Genomic DNA, 19,415 nt, shown 5'->3' with positions numbered 1-19,415 from the left:
GACCTTTATGAACCCACACCTGATCAAACTGCTCGGCCTGTCCGGCCTCGCCGCCGCGATCTTCGCCGCCAGCGGCAACCTGCGGGCCGAGGAAGTCCAGGCGCCGAACTTCACCGCGCAGCCCTGCTGCAGCCTGTGCCCGGCGGCCCATGACGCGAAGAACTACGTCACCCGCTACCAGCAGAACTTCACCACGCTGGTCCAGGCCCAGGGCGACTGGCTGTTCCGTACCCAGGAAGACCTGCGCACCGAATTCGACACCACGCCGGCCGGCTACAAGCGCATGCAACAGTTGCACGACGCCTTCAAGAGCAAGGGCGTGGAACTGGTGGTGGTCTACCAGCCGACCCGCGGCCTGGTGGATCGCAACAAACTGTTCCCGGCCGAACGCGACAAGTTCGATTACGAGAAGGCCCTGCACAACTACCAGGCCATGCTCGGGCGCTTCGCGAAAATGGGCTATCACGTCCCGGACCTGTCGCCCCTGACCAACGAACAGCAGGCCCACGATTTCTACTTCCGCGGCGACCAGCACTGGACGCCATACGGCGCCGAGCGCACCGCGAAGATCGTCGCCGAGACGGTGAAAAAAGTCCCCGGCTTCGCCGACATTCCCCATCGCGAATTCGAGACCAAGGTCTCCGGGCGCATGGGCAAGACCGGCACCCTGCACAACATGGCCGGCCAGCTGTGCGGCACCAGCTACGCGATCCAGTACATGGAACAGTTCAGCACCGAGCCCAAGGGCGAGGCGGGAGACGGCGACCTGTTCGGCGATTCCGGCAACCCGCAGATCACCCTGGTGGGGACCAGTCACAGCGGCAAGAACTACAACTTCGCCGGCTTCCTGCAACAGTACATCGGAGCCGACATCCTCAACGTCGCCTTCCCCGGCGGCGGCCTCGAGGGTTCGATGTTGCAGTACCTGGGCAGCGACGAATTCCAGAAGACCCCGCCGAAGATCCTTATCTGGGAATTCTCGCCGCTGTATCGCCTCGACCAGGAAACCATCTACCGGCAGATGATGGCGCTGCTCGACAACGGCTGCGAGGGCAAGAGCGCCGACATGAGCGCCAGCACCACGGTCAAGCCGGGCAAGAACGAACTGCTGGTCAACAGCAACAACCGCGACCTGCGCAACAGCGCTCACCAGGTCGACATCCGCTTCGCCGACACCTCGGTGAAAACCCTGCACGCCACCCTCTGGTACATGAACGGGCGCCACGAGGACATCAAGATCGAGAAACCGGAAACCTCCGACACGGACGGACGTTTCGCCTTCGAACTGCGCACCGACGAAGACTGGGCCAACCAGAACCTGCTGGCCGTCGAAGTCCAGGGCCCGGAAGCGGGCAGCGCACCGCAGAAAGTCGAGGCGAAGATCTGCAAACGCAACGTATTCCCCAGCGCTGAGCCCCACAGGGCGCAGGCCGGGTTATGAGGTGCCTACCGATGAAACTCCGCACACTGCTCGCTCCCTCCCTCCTGGCTCCATCAATGCTGGTCCTCGCGATGGTCGCCGGCTCGGCCGGGGCCGCTGCGCCGCTGCGCCCGCCACAGGGCTACTTCGCCGCCGTCGACAAGTTCAAGACCGGTGACAACAGCGAGGGCTGCGACACCATGCCCCAGCCCTACACCGGGCAGTTGCAGTTCCGCAGCAAATACGAGGGCTCCGACAAGGCCCGCGCGACCCTGAACGTGCAGTCGGAAAAAGCCTTTCGCGACACCACCGCCGACATCACCACGATGGAGCGCGGCACCAGCAAGCGCGTGATGCAGTTCATGCGCGACGGTCGTCCGGAACAGTTGAGCTGTACCCTGAGCTGGCTCACCGCCTGGGCCCAGGCCGATGCGCTGATGTCCAAGGACTTCAACCACACCGGCAAGTCCATGCGCAAATGGGCCCTGGGCAGCATGGCCTCGGCCTATATCCGCCTGAAGTTCTCCGACTCCCATCCGCTGGCGACCCACCAGAAGGAAGCGCAGCAGATCGAGGCCTGGTTCGGCAAGATGGCCGACCAGGTGGTCAGCGACTGGGACAACCTGCCGCTGGAGAAGACCAACAATCACTCGTACTGGGCCGCCTGGTCAGTGATGGCTACCGCCATCGCCACCGACCGCCGCGACCTCTTCGACTGGGCCGTGAAGGAATACAAGGTCGGCGCCAACCAGGTCGACCCGCAGGGTTTCCTGCCCAACGAACTCAAGCGCCAGCAACGCGCCCTGGCCTACCACAACTACGCGTTGCCGCCGCTGGCGATGATCGCCAGCTTCGCCCTGGTCAACGGCGTCGACCTGCGCCAGGAAAACAACGGTGCGCTCAAGCGCCTGGGTGACCGGGTGCTGGCCGGGGTCAAGGACCCCGGCGAGTTCCAGGCCAGGAACGGCAAGGAACAGGACATGACCGACCTCAAGGTCGACTCGAAATTCGCCTGGCTCGAACCGTTCTGCACGCTCTACACCTGCCCGGCGGATGTGCTCGAACGCAAACATGGAATGCAACCGTTCAAGACCTTCCGCCTCGGCGGCGACCTGACCAAGGTCTACGACCCGACGCACGAAAAGGGCAACCAGTAGCACCCGGCACACCGCTCTTTTTTGTGGGAGCCGGCTTGCTGGCGATAGCGGCCGAACAGGCGATGCAAGGCTCACTGGCCCCATCGCTGGCAAGCCAGCTCCTACAGGTGAGCTAGTGGATTGACCGATCGTTCCCACGCTCTGCGTGGGCATGCAGCCCGTGACGCTCCGCGTCACAAAGCGGACGCGGAGCGTCCAGAGAGGCGTTCCCCCGCAGAGCGAGGGAACGATCGACACGCCCCCGGTTTTCATGGGGGGTTTGGGGGGGCTTCGGCCCTTGAACGTTGATTAAACAAGGAGAGATCGGGATGGTATTTTCATCCAATGTGTTCCTGTTCCTGTTCCTGCCGATCTTTCTCGGCTTGTACTACCTGAGCGGGCAACGCTATCGCAACCTGCTGTTGCTGATCGCCAGCTACGTGTTCTACGCGTGGTGGCGGGTGGACTTCCTGGCGCTGTTCGCCGGCGTCACCCTGTGGAACTACTGGATCGGCCTCAAGGTCGGCGCCGCCGGCGTGCGCACCAGGCCGGCCCAGCGCTGGCTGCTGCTGGGCGTGGCCGTCGACCTGTGCATCCTCGGCTACTTCAAGTACGCCAACTTCGGGGTCGACAGCCTCAACGCGATCATGACCTCGTTCGGTCTCGAGCCCTTCATCCTGACCCACGTGCTGCTGCCGATCGGTATCTCGTTCTACATCTTCGAGTCCATCAGCTACATCATCGACGTCTACCGTGGCGATACCCCGGCGACCCGCAACCTGATCGACTTCGCGGCCTTCGTGGCGATCTTCCCGCACCTGATCGCCGGTCCCGTGCTGCGCTTTCGCGACCTCGCCGACCAGTTCAACAACCGCACCCACACCCTCGACAAATTCTCCGAAGGTGCCACGCGGTTCATGCAGGGCTTCATCAAGAAGGTCTTCATCGCCGATACCCTGGCGGTGGTCGCCGATCACTGCTTCGCCCTGCAGAACCCGACCACCGGCGACGCCTGGCTCGGTGCCCTGGCCTACACCGCGCAGCTGTACTTCGACTTCTCCGGCTACAGCGACATGGCCATCGGCCTCGGCCTGATGATGGGCTTCCGCTTCATGGAGAACTTCAAGCAGCCCTATATCAGCCAGTCGATCACCGAGTTCTGGCGGCGCTGGCACATCAGCCTGTCGACCTGGCTGCGCGACTACCTCTACATCACCCTGGGCGGTAACCGCAAAGGCACCCTGACCACCTATCGCAACCTGTTCCTGACCATGCTGCTCGGTGGCCTGTGGCACGGCGCGAACATCACCTACATCGTCTGGGGCGCCTGGCATGGCATGTGGCTGGCGATCGAAAAAGCCCTGGGCATCAACACCACGCCACGCAGCTTCAACCCGATCCGCTGGGCGCTGACCTTCCTGCTGGTGATCATGGGCTGGGTGATCTTCCGTGCCGAGAACCTGCACGTGGCCGGCCGCATGTACGGCGCCATGTTCAGCTTCAGCGACTGGTCGCTGTCGGAGCTCAACCGCGCCAGCCTCACCGGCCTGCAAGTGGCGACCCTGGTGGTGGCCTACGCGACCCTGGCGTTCTTCGGCCTGCGCGATTTCTACAGCAACCCGCCCGCGCCGAAGGCCAAGCCCGCCGACGGTCCGGCCACCGCGCAACCCGGCCTGATCAAGGCCGCCCCCGGCGAAGCGGCCGGTAGCATCCACGAGCCCGGCTACAACGTCGGCGTCGAAGCCCAGGTGCAACCGGCCTACTGGGTGGCCGACTGGCCGCGCTACCTGATGCGCACCCTGGTGCTGCTGCTGTTCATCGCCTCGATTCTCAAACTTTCGGCGCAAAGCTTCTCGCCGTTCCTCTACTTCCAGTTCTGAGGGAGCCGACCATGACCCGCTCATTACGCATCCTCTACATCGCCCTGTTCCTCGTCACCTTGCTGGCGCTGGGGCTGTGGTCCCTGCGCAGCTTCATCGGCTTCAGCACCAACGCCGACGCGACCGTGCTCAACGGCCGCTGGACCAAGGCCATCGAGACCCACTACGACGGCGAGTTCCCGATCAAGCGCCTGGGTACCAACCTCTGGGCCGCGCTGGACTTCAAGCTGTTCAACGAAGGCCGTCCGGGCGTGGTGCTGGGCCGCGACCACTGGCTCTACAGCGACGAGGAATTCAACCCCATCGCCAACGAGCAGCAGAACCTGCAGGGCAACTACGCCCTGGTCGAAGGTGTGCGCCAGACCCTCAAGGCCAAGGGCGTGAACCTGGTGATGGCCATCGTGCCAGCCAAGGTCCGGCTGTACCCGGAACACCTGGGTGAAGTCCGCCCGGCGAGCATCCACGCCAACCTCTACGAGGATTTCCATGCCCGCGTCGCCGCCGACCGGATCCTCGCCCCCGACCTGCTCGGCCCGCTGCAACAGGCCAAGCAACAGGGCCGCCAGGTGTTCCTGCGTACCGACACCCACTGGACCCCGGACGGCGCGCAGATCGCCGCCACCCAGCTGGCCAGCGCCATCGCCGCACAGGCGCCGCTCAGCGGCACGCCGCAGCGCTTTGTCACCGAAGCCGAGAAGACCGAGCAGCACAAGGGCGACCTGACCCTGTTCCTGCCGCTGGATCCGCTGTTCGACAACCTGATGCCGCCGCAGGAACCGCTGGAAAAACGCATCACCCGTGCCGCGGACGACCAGCCGGCCGGCGACGACGCGCTGTTCGCCGACAACGAAGTGCCGGTGGCGCTGATCGGCACCAGCTACAGCGCCAATCCGAACTGGAACTTCGTCGGCGCCCTCAAGCAGGCCCTGCACAGCGACGTGGTGAATTACGCCGAGGACGGCCACGGCCCGATCCTGCCGATGCTCGCCTACCTGAAAAGCGACGCCTTCAAGAACAACCCGCCACAGGTGCTGATCTGGGAATTCCCGGAACGCTACCTGCCGGTCAACAACGAAATCGGCGATGCCGACCCGCAGTGGGTCGCGCAACTCAAAGCCGCTGGTATCCGCCAACAGAACCTGGTGCAGAACACCACCCGATCCGAGTCGCCTGTACAGGCGCAAAACTGAAAGAGGTATGCCCCATGACCTTCAACACTACTCGTAAAAACACCGTCAAGACCCTGGCCATGGCCGCAGGCCTGAGCCTGCTCTCGCTACAGGTCTGGGCCGGCGGCGACGCCGCCCTGTACGGCCCGACCGCACCGAAGGGTTCGAGCTTCGTGCGTCTGTACAACGCCAGCAACCAGGAAGTCAGCGCCACCGTCGGCGCCACCGCCCTCAGCGATGTCGCGCCCCTGGCCAGCAGCGATTTCAGCTTCATGCCCGGTGGCGACTACAGCGCCAAGGTCGGCAGCCAGAGCCTGCCGGTGAAACTCGCCGCCGACCACTATTACACCCTGGTCAACAACGCCAGCGGCCAGCCGCAGCTGATCGAGGAACCGCCGTTCAAGAACAAGCAGAAGTCCCTGGTGCGGGTACAGAACCTGAGTGACAAGGCCCTGACCCTGAAGACCGCCGACGGCAAGACCGCCGTGGTCGAGTCCGTAGCCGCCAAGGGCCGCGGCGAGCGCGAGATCAACCCGGTGAAGGTCAGCTTCGCCCTCTACGAAGGCAACCAGAAGGTCAGCGACCTCAAGCCGGTGGCCCTGGAGCGCGGTGAAGCGGCGGTGCTCTACGTCACCGGCAGCGGCAGCAGCCTGTCGCCGGTCTGGGTCAAGCGCCCGGTGTCGACCCGCTGATGATTTTCCGAGTGGCCCACGCCCCCTGTGGGAGCCGGCTTGCTGGCTGCCACAAGGAATCGCGTTGGCCATTCGGACACGGACAACAACAAGAGAGTGAAACGACCAACCGCAGTAGCTCTAACCCATACATTGCTTAAAGGAGTAACAACATGATTCCGGTAATCCTGTCAGGTGGTAGCGGCTCACGTCTTTGGCCGCTTTCGCGCAAGCAGTTTCCCAAGCAGTTCCTCGCCCTCACCGGCGAACAGACGCTGTTCCAGCAGACCCTCGAGCGCCTGGTGTTCGAAGGCATGGACACGCCTATCGTGGTCTGCAACAAGGACCATCGCTTCATCGTCAACGAACAGTTGAGCAACCGCCACCTCGAGGCCCAGCGCATCCTGATGGAACCGTTCGGCCGCAACACCGCGCCGGCCGTGGCCCTGACCGCGATGATGCTGATCAACGAAGGTCGCGACGAGTTGATGCTGGTGCTGCCCGCCGACCACGTGCTGGACGACCAGAAAGCCCTGCAACGCGCCCTGGCCCTGGCTACCGTGGCCGCCGAGCGTGGCGAGATGGTGCTGTTCGGCGTACCGGCGACCAAACCGGAAACCGGTTATGGCTACATCAAGTCGAGCAACGATGCGCTGCTGCCCGAAGGCGTCAGCCGCGTCTCGCACTTCGTCGAGAAGCCCGATGAAAAACGCGCCATCGAGTTCGTCGAAGCCGGCGGTTACTTCTGGAACAGCGGCATGTTCCTGTTCCGCGCCAGCCGTTTCCTCGAAGAGCTGAAGAAACACGATCCGGATATCTACGACACCTGCCTGCTGACCCTCGAACGCAGCCACCAGGACGCCGATACCGTGACCCTGGACGAAGCCACCTTCGCCCAGTGCCCGGACAACTCCATCGACTACGCGGTGATGGAAAAGACCCAGCGCGCCTGCGTGGTACCGCTGAGCGCCGGCTGGAGCGATGTCGGTTGCTGGTCGTCGCTGTGGGACGTGCATGAAAAGGACGAGAACGGCAACGTCAGCAAGGGCGACGTGGTCATCCAGGACAGCCGCAACTGCATGATCCACGGCAACGGCAAGCTGGTGTCGGTGATCGGCCTGGAAAACATCGTGGTCGTGGAAACCAAGGACGCGATGATGATCGCCCACAAGGACAAGGTCCAGGGCGTGAAACAGATGGTCAACACCCTCAACGAACAGGGCCGCAGCGAGACCCAGAACCACTGCGAAGTCTACCGGCCATGGGGTTCCTATGACTCGGTGGACATGGGCGGCCGCTTCCAGGTCAAGCACATCTCGGTCAAGCCGGGCGCGTGCCTGTCGTTGCAGATGCACCACCACCGCGCCGAACACTGGATCGTGGTCAGCGGCACCGCCGAAGTGACCTGCGACGAGAACGTGTTCCTGCTCTGCGAGAACCAATCCACCTACATCCCGATCGCCTCGGTGCACCGCCTGCGCAACCCGGGCAAGATCCCCCTGGAGATCATCGAAGTGCAATCGGGCAGCTACCTGGGCGAAGACGATATCGAGCGTTTCGAAGATATCTACGGGCGTTCGACCCCGGTCGAGCGCGGCATCTCGGTGAAAACCATCGCCCAGTAAGCCCTGGCGTTCCACTCACCCCCGCCCCCGCTGGCTGCGTCCCCTATCCGCAGTCAGTGGGGGCGGGGGTGTTTTTTTGCCGGCGATGCAAAACCCGCCCGCCCCGTCCCCGAAGTGAAGGGCACCACCTACACTGTTAGGATGATGCTTCCTGTCTTTTCGAGGCTGCTTTTCATGTTTATCGGCGTGCTGCTGATCATCACCTGGCTGGTCCTGCTGTTGCGCTACCCGGCCAAGGCCTTGCCGGTGTCCATGGCCGCATTGGCCGGGCTGGGACTGGTGGCCGCCTGGGTCGCCTGGATGGATACCCGCGAGGCCCGGCAACTGGCGCGCCTGGAAATGCGCATCAGCTATGCTCCCGAGCACTGCCCGGCCGACCGGCCGCTGCAATTGAAGATGAAAAACGACAACGACGTACCCCTGACCGACCTGCGCTGGCGCATCGCGGCCTATGCTCCGGGCGATACCGTCAACCTGGCGGAAAACAGCTATACCGCGCCGCGTTACCGCGGCCCCGGTGAACTCCAGGCCGCAGGTGCCTGGGAAGACTGCTTGCCGATGCCACCGCTGCGCCCCGGCTACCGTCCACAAACCCTGGAATTTCGTGCCGAACGCCTGCAAGGCAGTTTTTCCGGCTGACACCGAGAATAGTGGCTCATTGCCACCTGTCATTTCTGACAGGTTACAACCCAGTGCATTTGACGTTGAATACCCCCTGGAGGTGAAGCTACCGATCAGGGAGTCAGGATGAAAAGCAAGAACACAGTCACCGAAATCAAGACCCGGAGGGCTTTTCGTACGGCCCTGGGCAGCCTGGAGATTCCCCTGATCCGGCCCAAACCGTCGGTGGTTCTTGTCTACAGCCGCGGCTGCCCGCCCTGCGATCAACTCAAGCGACTGCTCGAGGCCCTGGCATCAGGCCCTTATCAGGAGCGGGTGGCGTTTTTCCAGCTCAGCTACCCGATCTTCAAGCTGCTGCAGCCCGGTATCGAGATCCAGTACGTACCCACCCTGTTCTTTCTCGACGGCCACGGTGCGCAGACCCGCATGCATGGCACCGACCGGATCAAGATCAAACAAGGACTCGATTCGCTCTTTTTTGTCACGGACAAGGTATTCTCGGAGGTCTTCGACTCCCAGGCCCAATAAGGATGTGCCATGCCCGTAGCCTTGATCACCGGATGTTCCAGCGGCATCGGCCGCGCGCTGGCAGATGCTTTCCGAAACGCGGGGTATGACGTCTGGGCCACGGCGCGCAAGCCCGTGGATGTCGCCGCCCTGGCCGCCGCCGGTTTCACCGCCGTGCAACTCGATGTCAACGATGGCCCGGCCCTGCAACAACTGGCCGAACGTATCGAGCGGCAGCACGCCGGCCTCGATGTGCTGATCAACAATGCCGGTTATGGCGCCATGGGACCGCTGCTCGATGGCGGTGTCGAGGCCATGCAGCGCCAGTTCGAAACCAATGTCTTCGCCATCGTCGGCGTGACCCGCGCGCTGCTCGCGGCGCTGCGTCGCAACAACGGCCTGGTGGTGAATATCGGCAGTGTCTCCGGTGTCCTGGTGACACCGTTCGCCGGCGCCTATTGCGCGTCCAAGGCGGCGGTCCATGCCTTGAGCGATGCCCTGCGCATGGAGCTGGCGCCCTTCGGCGTGCGCGTGATGGAAGTCCAGCCCGGCGCCATCGATACCCAGTTCGCCAGGAATGCCAGCCATGAGGCCGAGCAACTGATCGCCGAGACGTCGCCCTGGTGGCCGCTGCGCGAGGGCATTCGCGCCCGGGCCAATGCGTCGCAGAACAACCCGACCCCGGCGGCCAGCTTTGCCGCCGACTTGCTCAAGGCCGCGCAAAAACCACAGCCTCCGCGCCTGCTGCGCCTGGGCAACGGCTGCCGGGCGTTGCCGTTGCTGTCAGCCCTGCTGCCCAAGGGCCTGCTGGAAAAGGTGTTGATGAAGCGCTTTGGCCTGAACCACTCCCTGTAATGACCGCGCGCAAACCGTAGGAGCCGGCTTGCCGGCTCCCACAAGTGCCGTCGATCCGACCACCGCCGCGAAGCTTCTGGTGATCTTCACTCCCCCGCCGGCTTGACGATCACCGTGCAGGTAATCCCCGCCGCCAGCAGCACCCCGTCCGGCACCTCGTCGATATGAATCCGCACCGGCACCCGCTGGGCCAGGCGCACCCAGTTGAAGGTCGGGTTCACATCGGCGACCAGCTCGCGGCTTTGCGGGTTGTCACGGTCGTAGATGCCCCGCGAGATACTCTCCACATGGCCCTTGAGCACCTGCCCGCTCATCAACTGCATATCGGCCAGGTCACCGACCTGCACATGGGGCAGCTTGGTTTCCTCGAAGAAGCCGTAGACCCAGAACGAATTCAGGTCGACCACCGCCATCTTCGCCTCGCCGATCCGCGCATAGTCGCCGCGGTGCACGTTGAGGTTGGTGACATAGCCGTCCACCGCCGCCCGCACCTGGGTCCGCGCCAGGTTCAACTGCGCCGCCTCCAGTTGCGCCTGGGCCTGCTGGTAGTCGGCCAGGGCGGCGTCGGCCAGGTTGCCGGCATCGTCACGGCTCTCCTTGGAGATCACCATGTTGTCCAGGTCGGCCCGGCGATGGGCGTTGACCTTGCGCATCTCCCAGGTGGCCTTGCGCGAGTCCACCAGCGATTGCGCCTGCTTGACCGCGATGCGGTAGTGCTCGGGATCGATCTGCATCAGCAGGTCGCCCTTGTTCACTCTCTGGTTGTCACGCACCGGCACGTCCACCACCTCACCGGTGACGTCCGCCGCGACATTGATGATGTCGGCGCGCACACGGCCGTCACGGGTCCACGGGCTTTCCATGTACTGCATCCACAGCAGCCGGCCGATCCAGATCGCAAGGGCCAGGACCAGCAAGGTGGCGATCAGGCTGAAGAGCTTTTTCATCAGGTCGTTCTCAACGGTAAACAGTGAGCGCCAGGGCGCCGAAAATGCAGCTGAACAGGCTCAGGCGCAGCAACGCCGGGTGCCAGAAGAAGCGGTACAGGTCATGGCTGGCGATAAAACGGTCGAGCGCCCAACCGACGCCGGCGGCGATCAGGAACAACAGGGTCATGGCCGGCAGGTAGAGACCGTGGAACGCGATTTCACGGGGCATGGGAATTTCCTTGTGCGCCGCCCAGGGTCGCCAGCGGCGAGCGCGGGTCCAGCAGCGAGGTACGGATAAAGTGCAGGTAGCTCTGGACCCGGCGCAGCACCGAGGTATCGAAGTGCCGGGCAAAAGGTTCGTCGGTGGCCTGGACCCGGCTGATGGCGTGGTCCACCGCCAGCAAGGCGCGCTCCAGGTTGCTCGCGTTGGGCTGGATGAACAGGCGCATCAGCGAGCGGCCCATGACCCGGATCGACTGGCGCCATGGCTGCGCTTCGGCATAGGCCGGGTGCACCGGGAGGACCGCCTGTTCCTTGCGCAATTCGATGACCGCGTGGCCGACCTCCAGCACCACGAACATCCAGCGCAGCAGCTCGCTCTGCACCTTCGGCTGCCCCGCGGCGAAACCGTAGGCCTGGTGCAACAGGTCACGGGTGCCGCTTTCGAAGGTCGAGCCCAGCCCCTTGAGCCTGCCGCTGATGGCGAACACCACCTGTTCGCGCAGGTCCTGCTCCAGGCGCCGCCACAGCCAGCGGCTGTTGGGCGGCAGGATGATCGCCCCCGCCGCCGCGCACACCAGCATGCCGATGACCATGCCGATATAGTCGTTGATAAAACCGTAGGGGTTGTAGATCGTCAGGTTGTCCGGGACCGAGCCGGTGCTGAAGAAGATCAGCAGGCCCACGCCGACACCCATCCAGGCCGGGCGCGAAGCGAGGAAAGCACCGAACACGAATACCGGTGCCAGGACCATGCACAGCAGGGCGAAACCGTCGATGGAAGGAAAGATGAAGAACATCTCGACGAAGCCGATCAGCGCCCCGAGCAAGGTCCCGCAGGCCATCTGGAAGGCCATGCGCTTGGGGTTCGGGGTGGCCGCCGACAGGCCGACCGTGGCGGCGGCGATCAGGGTCATGGTCGCCCCGCTCGGCCAGGCGGTCGCCACCCAGTAGCTGCCGAGCACGATCAGGATAAAGGCGCCACGGATCCCCGAGGCGGCCGCCGCGAGCCAGTTGGTCTTCGGCACATAGGGCTCGTCCCACTGTTCGCGCTCATGACGATGGTCGGCCAGGGAGGCATGGGTCAGCGCATAGCTGTGCAGTTCCTCGACAAAGCGGTAGAGCAGCTCGAAGGCGGTATGAAACTCCAGCTGCCCGGCCGCGTCCGGGTCGCCTTCCTCGAAGCGCGCCCGCAGGCTGCGCACCCGTTGCGGCAAGGCCAGCTTGTAGTCCGCCAGTTGCACGGCCAGCCGCCTGGCATCGGCATCGGTCAGCGCCCGTCCGGCAAAACCGTCGAGCAGTTCGGCAAGGCCCAGGAAGCCCGGTTCGATGGCCGCCAGCACCTGCAGCGGTCCGCGGCTGCGCAGGCGTTCAAGCAATTGATGCAGGGCATTGAAGCGGGTGGTCAGGGTCATGAACTCGCTGTTCAATCGGTTCAACCGCCCGTTGCGCCGACGCATGTGCGGGTCTTCGAACACGGTGACGCTGCGCAGGCCCTCAAGGCCCACGGCCTGGGCGATAAAGCCGATGTTGGCGGTTTCGAATGCCGCGCCGGCATGGGGCGCGCGCAGGCCGCTGCCGACAAACCCGGCAAACGCGCCGAAGCGCTGGTAGAGCGCGTTGCGCATGGCCGCGCTGGCGCTCTGCGGGAGAATCGCCGCACTGACGAAGGTCGAGCAGACGATCCCCAGGGAGATTTCCAGCACCCGCCACACCGCCGCCATGAAGGCCCCTTCGGGATGGGCCAGGGCGGGCAGGCCGACCATGGCGGCGGTGTAGCCCGCCAGCACGAAACCATAGGCGCGGAAGTTGCGATTGCGCGCCGCCCCCGCCGAACAGGTCCCGATCCAGATCGCCAGCGCGCCGAGAAACAGCTCGGTGTTCTGCGCGAACAGGGCGATCAGCAGCACCATCACCGCCGACCCGGCCAGGGTGCCCAAGAGCCGGTAGAAACTCTTGGCAAACACATGCCCGCTTTGCGGCTGCATGACGATAAACACCGTGATCATCGCGGTGCGCGGCTGGGGCAGCTCCAGGCGCATGGCCAGCCACAGGGTCAGGAAGGCGGCGGCCAGGGTCTTGAAGATATACACCCAGGTCACGCCGTCGCTGCGGGCCCAGTCAAAGAAGCCGCGACGCCATTCGAGGGAATACAGCCAGCGCACCGGGGCGGGCAAGGGAGTCATGACGCGGTTCTCAGTGATCGAAGGCGGCCAGCACCGCAGGAGGTTTGCCCGGCACGCCACGCTCCGGCGCCGGTACATCGTTGCCCGCGCCCAACCCGCCGCCGAGGGCGGTGACCAGTTCGGCATGGGCGCTCAGGCGCGCGGCCTGGACCTGCTGCTCGACCTGCTGCTGATGGAACAGCAGGGTCTGGGCATTGAGCACATTGAGGTAGTCGGTCAGGCCGCGCTGGTAGGCGAGCATGGCGATGTCGTAGGTCTTCTGCGCCGCCGCCACCGACTCGGCGGCAAAGACCTGCTGCTTGTCCATCGACTCGCGGCGTATCAGGCGGTCGGAAATGCCCTTGAGGGCATTGATCAGCGTCTGGTTGTAGTGGGCGACCGCGATATCGTAGCCGGCGGTGGCTTCACCCAGTTCCGCGCGCAGGCGGCCACCGTCGAAGATCGGCAGGGAGATCGCCGGGCCGACGCTGTAGTTGAATTTCCGGGCGGCGAGGAATTCCAGCATGCCACCGCCCGTGGCCATGTAGCCGAGGCTACCGACCAGGTCGACATTGGGATAGAAGCCGGCGTGGGCCACATCGATACCACGGGCCTGCGCCGCCACCTGCCAGCGGCTGGCAACCACATCGGGACGCTGGCCCAGCAGTTCGACGGGCAACGCCGATGGCAGTTTCAGCGCGGTCCGCAGGGACAGCGCCGGACGCCGCAACCGCGCGCCCTCGCCCGGACCGAAACCGGCCAGGGCCGCCAGCTGGTTACGGCTCAGGGCGATCTCTTCGTCCAGGGCATCCAGTTGCCGATGGGTCTCGGGCAGCGGTGTCTGCGCCTGGCTGACTTCGAAGTGGGTACCGAGTCCGCCGTTCAGGCGCCTCTGCGCCAGGTCGAGAATCTGTGTCTGCTGCCTGAGGGTCGCCTCGACGATATCGCGCTGGGCGTAGTGCAGCGACAGCTGGATATAGGCGCGCACGATATTGTCCTGCAACTCGAGCCGGGCCTGGCGCTCCTCGGCGACGCTCATGTGCGCCAGGTCCACGGCGCGTTCGCTGGCATTGCTGTCGCGGCCCCAGAGGTCGAGGGAATAACTCAGGCCCAGGCCCGCATTGTTGTCCCAGGTGTTCGAGTCGGCCAGTTCGCCGGGACCATAGAACTGATCGTTGGCCCATTGATGGCGCTTGAGGCTGGCATCCCCCTTGATCTGCAGCGACTCGGCCGATTCGGCGACCCCGGCCATGGCCCGGGCCTGGCGCACGCGCGCGGCGGCCATGGCCAGGCTCGGGCTGCCCTGCATGGCCTGGCTGATCCATTGGTCGAGTTGCGGGTCACCGTAGACCTGCCACCAGCGGGCGGTCGGCCAGTGCGCATCGCGGGCGGCGCTCTGGATCGCCTCGTCGGTGGCCAGGGTATTGGCGGCCAGGGTCTTGCCTTGTGGGGCAATACCTCCGGTTCCGATGCAGCCGCCGATTGCTAACGATAAGGCCCAAACACTGAGAGTCTTCAGCTCTCTGCTGATGCGACGCGGCACTGCTGCAAATTCCCGACATGGATGGAGAAGCTCTGGAGCGGCAATTCTAGGGGGCGCCCGAGGCGGCGATAAGCGGGGCTTCCTGCGAATGTTTGTTACCGTTCCCGAGATAATCCGTGTCCTGGCGACGGAGCTGGCAACGACCGGGAATCCGGGGCGCCGGAGGATGAGCGCAATGTGATATTGGCCGGCTGCAGGGGCGTGCGAGGCTTCGTCCTACACCGACCTGGCACCAGCCTGACAACAAGAACACAAGGCAGAGGCATCCGATGAACCTGTCTCTTGAACTGCAGAAACGCCGCGACCGCTTCAACCCGTCTCTCGTGCCCGTCCCTCCGGCGCCCCTGGACGCCTTGCAGGAATGCCTGGTGCAGCACCTCGGCATCGCCGTCGAACAGCGCGACGAACGCCTGCACTTCCACACCCTCGACGGCGATCCCTGCACGCTCGAGTATGCCGACGCCTACGTGGTGCGCCGCACCCTGCACGGGGTCGAGGCCATCGGCGTGCAACAGTGGCTGCGGCTGAACCTGAGCCTGTGCCGGCACTACATGAGTATCGACTGCCAGGGCCCGAGCCCGGTCATCAGCGGCCTGATCATCGAGGGGGCGTCCCAGGACCAGACCCTGCGCGGCCTGGCCAGCTTTTTCAATCTCTCGAACGCCGCCAAGCATACGGCCCACTGAACAGGACCAGCAGTCATGTCCGACGCCAGCCGCAACGACCTGATTCGCCAGCTACACAGGCTGATGCCCGACAGCCAGGCCGACTACTTCCAGATCGCGCTGGATCACGACGACCGCAGGCTGTGGCTGGAATACGGCCAGCAGGGACTGCTGCTCATGCTCACGCCGCCGGTCGTCGATGCGCCAGCCTCTGACTTCGTTATCCGGGCGCCCGGCGGCTCCATGGCTTTGCTGTTCGACACCTGGTTCCAGGAACAGGCTGCCCAGGCCCTGTTCCTCAGGCTGCCGTTTCCCGACAGGACGGCCATCCTCGACACCTGCGAACTGTTCCTGCAACGTTGCCATGCGCCGCTGGCGCAGGAGTGATCGCCCATGAGTCCCCTTGATGCGCTACAGGCACGTCCCACCTCGTTGTTTCACCCGTCCGCCGGACAACCGAGCCTGATCAGCTACAAGGAAAAATACTCGATCTTCCATCACGCGCCCGACCTGCAAGCGGGCGATACCTGCCTCGGCGACAACCTGCAAGGTATCGACGCCGCCAGGCAGCCGCAAGCTGCCGGCGAACACTTCGGAGGCGCCGTCGAGCGCATCATGCAGCGCCTGCAGGACAGTCTCCCGGCCACGCAACAACAGGCCCTCGAACCGTTGCAGAAACTTCACGCGCAAGCCCTGCCCGCCCTTCGCGCCAACGACCTCGACAGCCTCGGCAAGCAGGAACTGCAGGTTCTCTATCGCTACTTCAAGACCGCCCAGCACACCTTTGCCAACCTGCCCGGCGCAGGCGAAAACCAACAGCAGCAACGCCTGTGCCGGGTGCTCAAGTGGCAATTTCGCGCGAGCTTGAGCGTGCACCTGAAGAACTCGCTGGACCAGGCCCTGGCCAAAAGCCGGGCGACGGTCGGCGAAGGCGGGTCCCAGGGCTGGGATGCGCGGATCGGGGTGCAGGTCGGCACGGGGGCGCTGGGCGGCGCCAGTATCGGGCCGAATGTTGGGCTGTCGTCAAAGCTGGAGACCACGCAGACCCGCATCATCAAGGACACCACCAGCGTCGACAAGCGGGTGACAGGCCGCCTGCATCTGGCCAATGCCGTCTCGCTGGAACTGGGCATGGGCCACGAAACGGTCTACACCAGGAAATACAGCAACCTGGACACCTACGTCCGGGCCAACAGCCTGTCCAAATGGGCCTGGTGGAATGGCTCCAAGCGCGACCTGCTGATGCAGGCAAAACCCTTGCTCAGCGCCTGCAACAACTATCAGCGCAATATCCGCCTGGCCTCCCTCAGCCAGGCGTGGCTTGGCGACGAACTGCGAAAAAGCGGCAACCCCTGCCCGCTGTTCAAGAGCCACCAGCCCCTGCCCCAACCCTTCCAGATCGAATCCGGCCAGCGGGTCGCGGCCAGCGCGACGATGGCGTTCGATGGGTTGGGCGTGCTCCAGGTCCAGGCGCAGGCGAGGGCCGATGTGCTGAAAACCGAGAAAGCCCAGGCCCTGGATATCATCGGGCTCTACGAACTGAACCCGGTCACCGCCGAGCAGCGCCTGGAGGGCGTCGGGGAGTACGGCCCCGATGCGCGGCAACTGATCCGCGCGATGCAGGCCCATGTCGTCGACAGCAGCCACCAGTTGACCCGCGCCGTGCTGGACGGCAAGAACGCCGAGCAATTGCGCGAGATCAGCCAGGGCCTCGACCAGCGCTCACGGCAACTGACAGAGCAGTACGTCCACCTCAAGATCGCCCGAACCATCGATGCCGACGCGGACGCCACTATTCGCCAATTGCTGGAGCAGCACCTGGCGCTGTTCCGGCCGGACACCCTGAAACGCTATACCGCCAAGGCCAACACCGAGACCCGGACCCTTTCCGTCGAACCGAAAGCGAAGCTGTCGTGGGGCGTGAGCCTCGACGCCGGGGTGAAGATCAGCCTGGCATCCGTGAAGGAGGACGACCCGCACCTGTCCGGCACCTACCTGGATATCGTCGTGTCCGGCCAGTTCAACACCCTGGAAAGCGTGCAGAAACTGATCGCCGGCGGGCTCTCCAGCGCCGGGGTCGAAAACTTCGACAGCGCGCCGATCATTGCCCTGATCGGCGGCACGGTGCTCTATCAATCCCACGGGACCTCGGCCAGGTTCGCGCTGAAACTCAAGGACGGAGAACCGGCGCTGTTGCTGACCCAGCGCTTCCTCACGCAAAAGGATGCCTTCAGCCAGGCCATCCCGACACCCACGCCGATCACCCTGGAAGGCGCCACCGGCAGCCAGGTCAACACCCTGTTCGACGAGCAACTGGGCAGCCAGTCCCTGGATCTGCTGCTGCCGATTGCCCTGGGCAAGCTGGCCCCGGGCCAGGATACGACCTGGTGGGACGGCTACGTCGACAAGCATGTGCAGGCCTTCGACACCCTGCGGAACAACATCGCCGACCCGGGCAAAGGCACGCTGCTGCGCCGTGAACTGGCGACGATCAAGGCACGGATTGCCCCCTCGGACGCGGTGGACACCTTGCTAAGCGCGGCACAAGCCGCTCGCGAGCGACCGGACGCCAGCACTTTGCCGGCAGCGCGGGAGGCCTTGAAAGCCATGTTGACCGCCTACATCAGCGGTTACTATGAGGCCAAGGTGAAGGAGGCCTGGCGCGTGACCTGAGACGTTGGCCGTAAAGACACCGTTCCTGGCCCGCGACAAGCTGACACCACCCCGTTACTTCATGTCACAATTTGTCATCGCCCCAGAGAACACCCCATGGACACTCTGCAAAACATGCGCGCCTTCAGTTGCGTGGCCGAAGCCGGGAGCTTCACTGCCGCCGCCGTGCAACTGGACACCACGACGGCCAATGTCTCGCGCGCGGTCTCCAACCTGGAAGCCCATCTGCAAACCCGCCTGCTCAACCGCACCACCCGCCGCATCGCCCTGACCGAGGCCGGCAAGCGTTATCTGCTGCGCTGCGAGCAGATCCTCGCCTACGTCGAGGAAGCGGAGGCCGAGGCCAGCGATGCCCATGCCCGGCCCGCCGGGCTGTTGAAAGTGCACACCATGACCGGGGTCGGCCAGCATTTCGTGATCGACGCCATCGCCCGTTATCGCAAGACCCATCCCGACGTGACCTTCGACCTGACCCTGGCCAACCGCGTGCCGGACCTGCTGGACGAGGGCTACGACGTGTCCATCGTGCTCGCCAAGGAGCTGCCGGATTCGGGTTTTGTCTCCCAGCGCCTGGGCATCACCTACAGCATCGTCTGTGCCTCGCCCGACTATGTGAAGGCCAACGGTTGCGCGCGCAAGCCCAGCGAACTGCTCAACCACGCCTGCCTGCGCCTGGTCAGCCCGGTGACCGCCCTGGACAACTGGATCTTCAACGGTCCTGACGGCCAGGAGGCGGTGACCCTGTCCAGCTCGCCGTTCCTGGTCAACTCGGCCGACGCGATGAAAGCGGCGATCACCAGCGGCATGGGCGTCGGCGTGTTGCCGGTGTACGCCGCCATCGAGGGCCTGCGCAACGGCAGCCTGGTGCGCATGATGCCCAACTACCGCTCCCAGGAACTGAACCTGTACGCGATCTACCCGTCGCGCCAGTACCTGGACGCCAAGATCAAGACCTGGGTCGAGTACCTGCGCGGCTCCCTGCCGGAGATCCTCGCGGCCCACCAGGCCGAGCTGGCGGCCTATGAAATGGGGCATGTGCGTCTGGCCACCTGAGATCATCGGCGCCCGCCCGCGCCTCATCGCTGGCAAGCCAGCTCCCACAAGGATCGCGGCGTGCACAAGATGTGCGCCTGGCGTGGTGGTCATTGTGGGAGTGGGCTTGCCCACGAAGAGGCCCTTGAGCCCTACACTGCCCGCCCGCACGCCTTCGCTGGCAAGCCAGCTCCCACAAGGATTGCGCCGTGCACAAGATGTGCGCCTGACGCGATGGTCATTGTGGGAGTGGGCTTGCCCACGAAGAGGCCCTTGAACCCTGCACCGCCCGCCCGGACGCCTTC

Annotated in this window: 17 protein-coding genes; 13 read left to right on the top strand and 4 right to left on the bottom strand. The window is 64.6% G+C overall.

Going from position 1 to position 19,415, the window contains the following annotated elements; genetic code table 11:
• Window positions 1–7 precede the first annotated feature (7 nt).
• The 9 genes from HX881_RS16980 (at window position 8) to HX881_RS16940 (ending at window position 9,884) form a co-directional block, all read left to right on the top strand.
• The gene (locus tag HX881_RS16980; RefSeq protein ID WP_177085595.1) at window positions 8–1,441 is read left to right on the top strand and encodes an alginate O-acetyltransferase; all 1,434 of its coding nucleotides are present in this window, start codon (window positions 8–10) and stop codon (window positions 1,439–1,441) included.
• Between the two features lie 11 nt (window positions 1,442–1,452).
• Complete coding sequence (locus HX881_RS16975) at window positions 1,453–2,577, top strand: mannuronate-specific alginate lyase (RefSeq protein ID WP_042934522.1); 1,125 nt, start codon at window positions 1,453–1,455, stop codon at window positions 2,575–2,577.
• Window positions 2,578–2,885: 308 nt separating this feature from the next.
• Window positions 2,886–4,436, top strand: coding sequence for an MBOAT family O-acyltransferase (locus tag HX881_RS16970; RefSeq protein WP_017124121.1), 1,551 nt, complete (start codon window positions 2,886–2,888; stop codon window positions 4,434–4,436).
• A gap of 11 nt (window positions 4,437–4,447) precedes the next feature.
• A complete protein-coding gene (locus HX881_RS16965) occupies window positions 4,448–5,626 on the top strand; it encodes an alginate O-acetyltransferase (protein WP_017124122.1) in 1,179 nt (392 codons plus the stop codon).
• Window positions 5,627–5,640: 14 nt separating this feature from the next.
• Window positions 5,641–6,297: an alginate O-acetyltransferase AlgF gene (locus HX881_RS16960; RefSeq protein WP_017124123.1), complete on the top strand. Its 657-nt coding sequence runs from the start codon at window positions 5,641–5,643 to the stop codon at window positions 6,295–6,297.
• Window positions 6,298–6,449: 152 nt separating this feature from the next.
• A complete protein-coding gene (locus tag HX881_RS16955) occupies window positions 6,450–7,901 on the top strand; it encodes a mannose-1-phosphate guanylyltransferase/mannose-6-phosphate isomerase (protein ID WP_017124124.1) in 1,452 nt (483 codons plus the stop codon).
• Window positions 7,902–8,075: 174 nt separating this feature from the next.
• Window positions 8,076–8,540, top strand: a complete 465-nt coding sequence (locus HX881_RS16950; RefSeq protein ID WP_017124125.1) for a hypothetical protein — start codon at window positions 8,076–8,078, stop codon at window positions 8,538–8,540.
• 108 nt (window positions 8,541–8,648) lie between these two features.
• Window positions 8,649–9,050 (top strand): thioredoxin domain-containing protein, encoded by a 402-nt coding sequence (locus HX881_RS16945; RefSeq protein ID WP_177085593.1) that lies wholly within the window; start codon window positions 8,649–8,651, stop codon window positions 9,048–9,050.
• A gap of 9 nt (window positions 9,051–9,059) precedes the next feature.
• On the top strand, window positions 9,060–9,884 hold the full coding sequence (locus HX881_RS16940) for an SDR family oxidoreductase (protein ID WP_177085591.1): 825 nt from the start codon (window positions 9,060–9,062) through the stop codon (window positions 9,882–9,884).
• 86 nt (window positions 9,885–9,970) lie between these two features.
• Here the strand turns inward: HX881_RS16940 and HX881_RS16935 are convergent, their stop codons facing one another.
• The 4 genes from HX881_RS16935 to HX881_RS16920 are packed head-to-tail and all read right to left on the bottom strand — an operon-like array spanning window position 9,971 to window position 14,740.
• Complete coding sequence (locus HX881_RS16935) at window positions 9,971–10,831, bottom strand: efflux RND transporter periplasmic adaptor subunit (protein WP_177085589.1); 861 nt, start codon at window positions 10,829–10,831, stop codon at window positions 9,971–9,973.
• A gap of 10 nt (window positions 10,832–10,841) precedes the next feature.
• Window positions 10,842–11,042 (bottom strand): DUF1656 domain-containing protein, encoded by a 201-nt coding sequence (locus HX881_RS16930; RefSeq protein WP_017124129.1) that lies wholly within the window; start codon window positions 11,040–11,042, stop codon window positions 10,842–10,844.
• Window positions 11,032–13,218 carry an FUSC family protein gene (locus HX881_RS16925; RefSeq protein ID WP_177085587.1) on the bottom strand — a complete coding sequence of 729 codons (2,187 nt, stop codon included), beginning with the start codon at window positions 13,216–13,218 and terminating at the stop codon, window positions 11,032–11,034. The genes HX881_RS16930 and HX881_RS16925 overlap by 11 nt, the downstream gene beginning before the upstream one ends.
• A gap of 10 nt (window positions 13,219–13,228) precedes the next feature.
• Window positions 13,229–14,740 (bottom strand): efflux transporter outer membrane subunit, encoded by a 1,512-nt coding sequence (locus tag HX881_RS16920; RefSeq protein ID WP_177085585.1) that lies wholly within the window; start codon window positions 14,738–14,740, stop codon window positions 13,229–13,231.
• Between the two features lie 269 nt (window positions 14,741–15,009).
• Here HX881_RS16920 and HX881_RS16915 point away from each other — a divergent pair, with 269 nt between their 5' ends.
• The 4 genes from HX881_RS16915 (at window position 15,010) to HX881_RS16900 (ending at window position 19,131) form a co-directional block, all read left to right on the top strand.
• A complete protein-coding gene (locus HX881_RS16915) occupies window positions 15,010–15,426 on the top strand; it encodes a hypothetical protein (RefSeq protein ID WP_177085583.1) in 417 nt (138 codons plus the stop codon).
• A 15-nt stretch (window positions 15,427–15,441) separates the two neighbouring features.
• Window positions 15,442–15,792, top strand: coding sequence for a hypothetical protein (locus tag HX881_RS16910; RefSeq protein ID WP_177085581.1), 351 nt, complete (start codon window positions 15,442–15,444; stop codon window positions 15,790–15,792).
• A gap of 6 nt (window positions 15,793–15,798) precedes the next feature.
• Window positions 15,799–18,078 carry a hypothetical protein gene (locus HX881_RS16905; protein ID WP_177085579.1) on the top strand — a complete coding sequence of 760 codons (2,280 nt, stop codon included), beginning with the start codon at window positions 15,799–15,801 and terminating at the stop codon, window positions 18,076–18,078.
• Window positions 18,079–18,174: 96 nt separating this feature from the next.
• A complete protein-coding gene (locus tag HX881_RS16900) occupies window positions 18,175–19,131 on the top strand; it encodes a LysR family transcriptional regulator (RefSeq protein ID WP_177085577.1) in 957 nt (318 codons plus the stop codon).
• The last annotated feature ends 284 nt before the right edge of the window (window positions 19,132–19,415 follow it).

It is taken from the genome of Pseudomonas gingeri (assembly GCF_013386115.1).
GTDB lineage: Bacteria > Pseudomonadota > Gammaproteobacteria > Pseudomonadales > Pseudomonadaceae > Aquipseudomonas > Aquipseudomonas gingeri.
The sequence above is the reverse complement of the archived record's forward strand: the minus strand, read 5'-3'. Positions and strand labels throughout refer to the sequence as shown.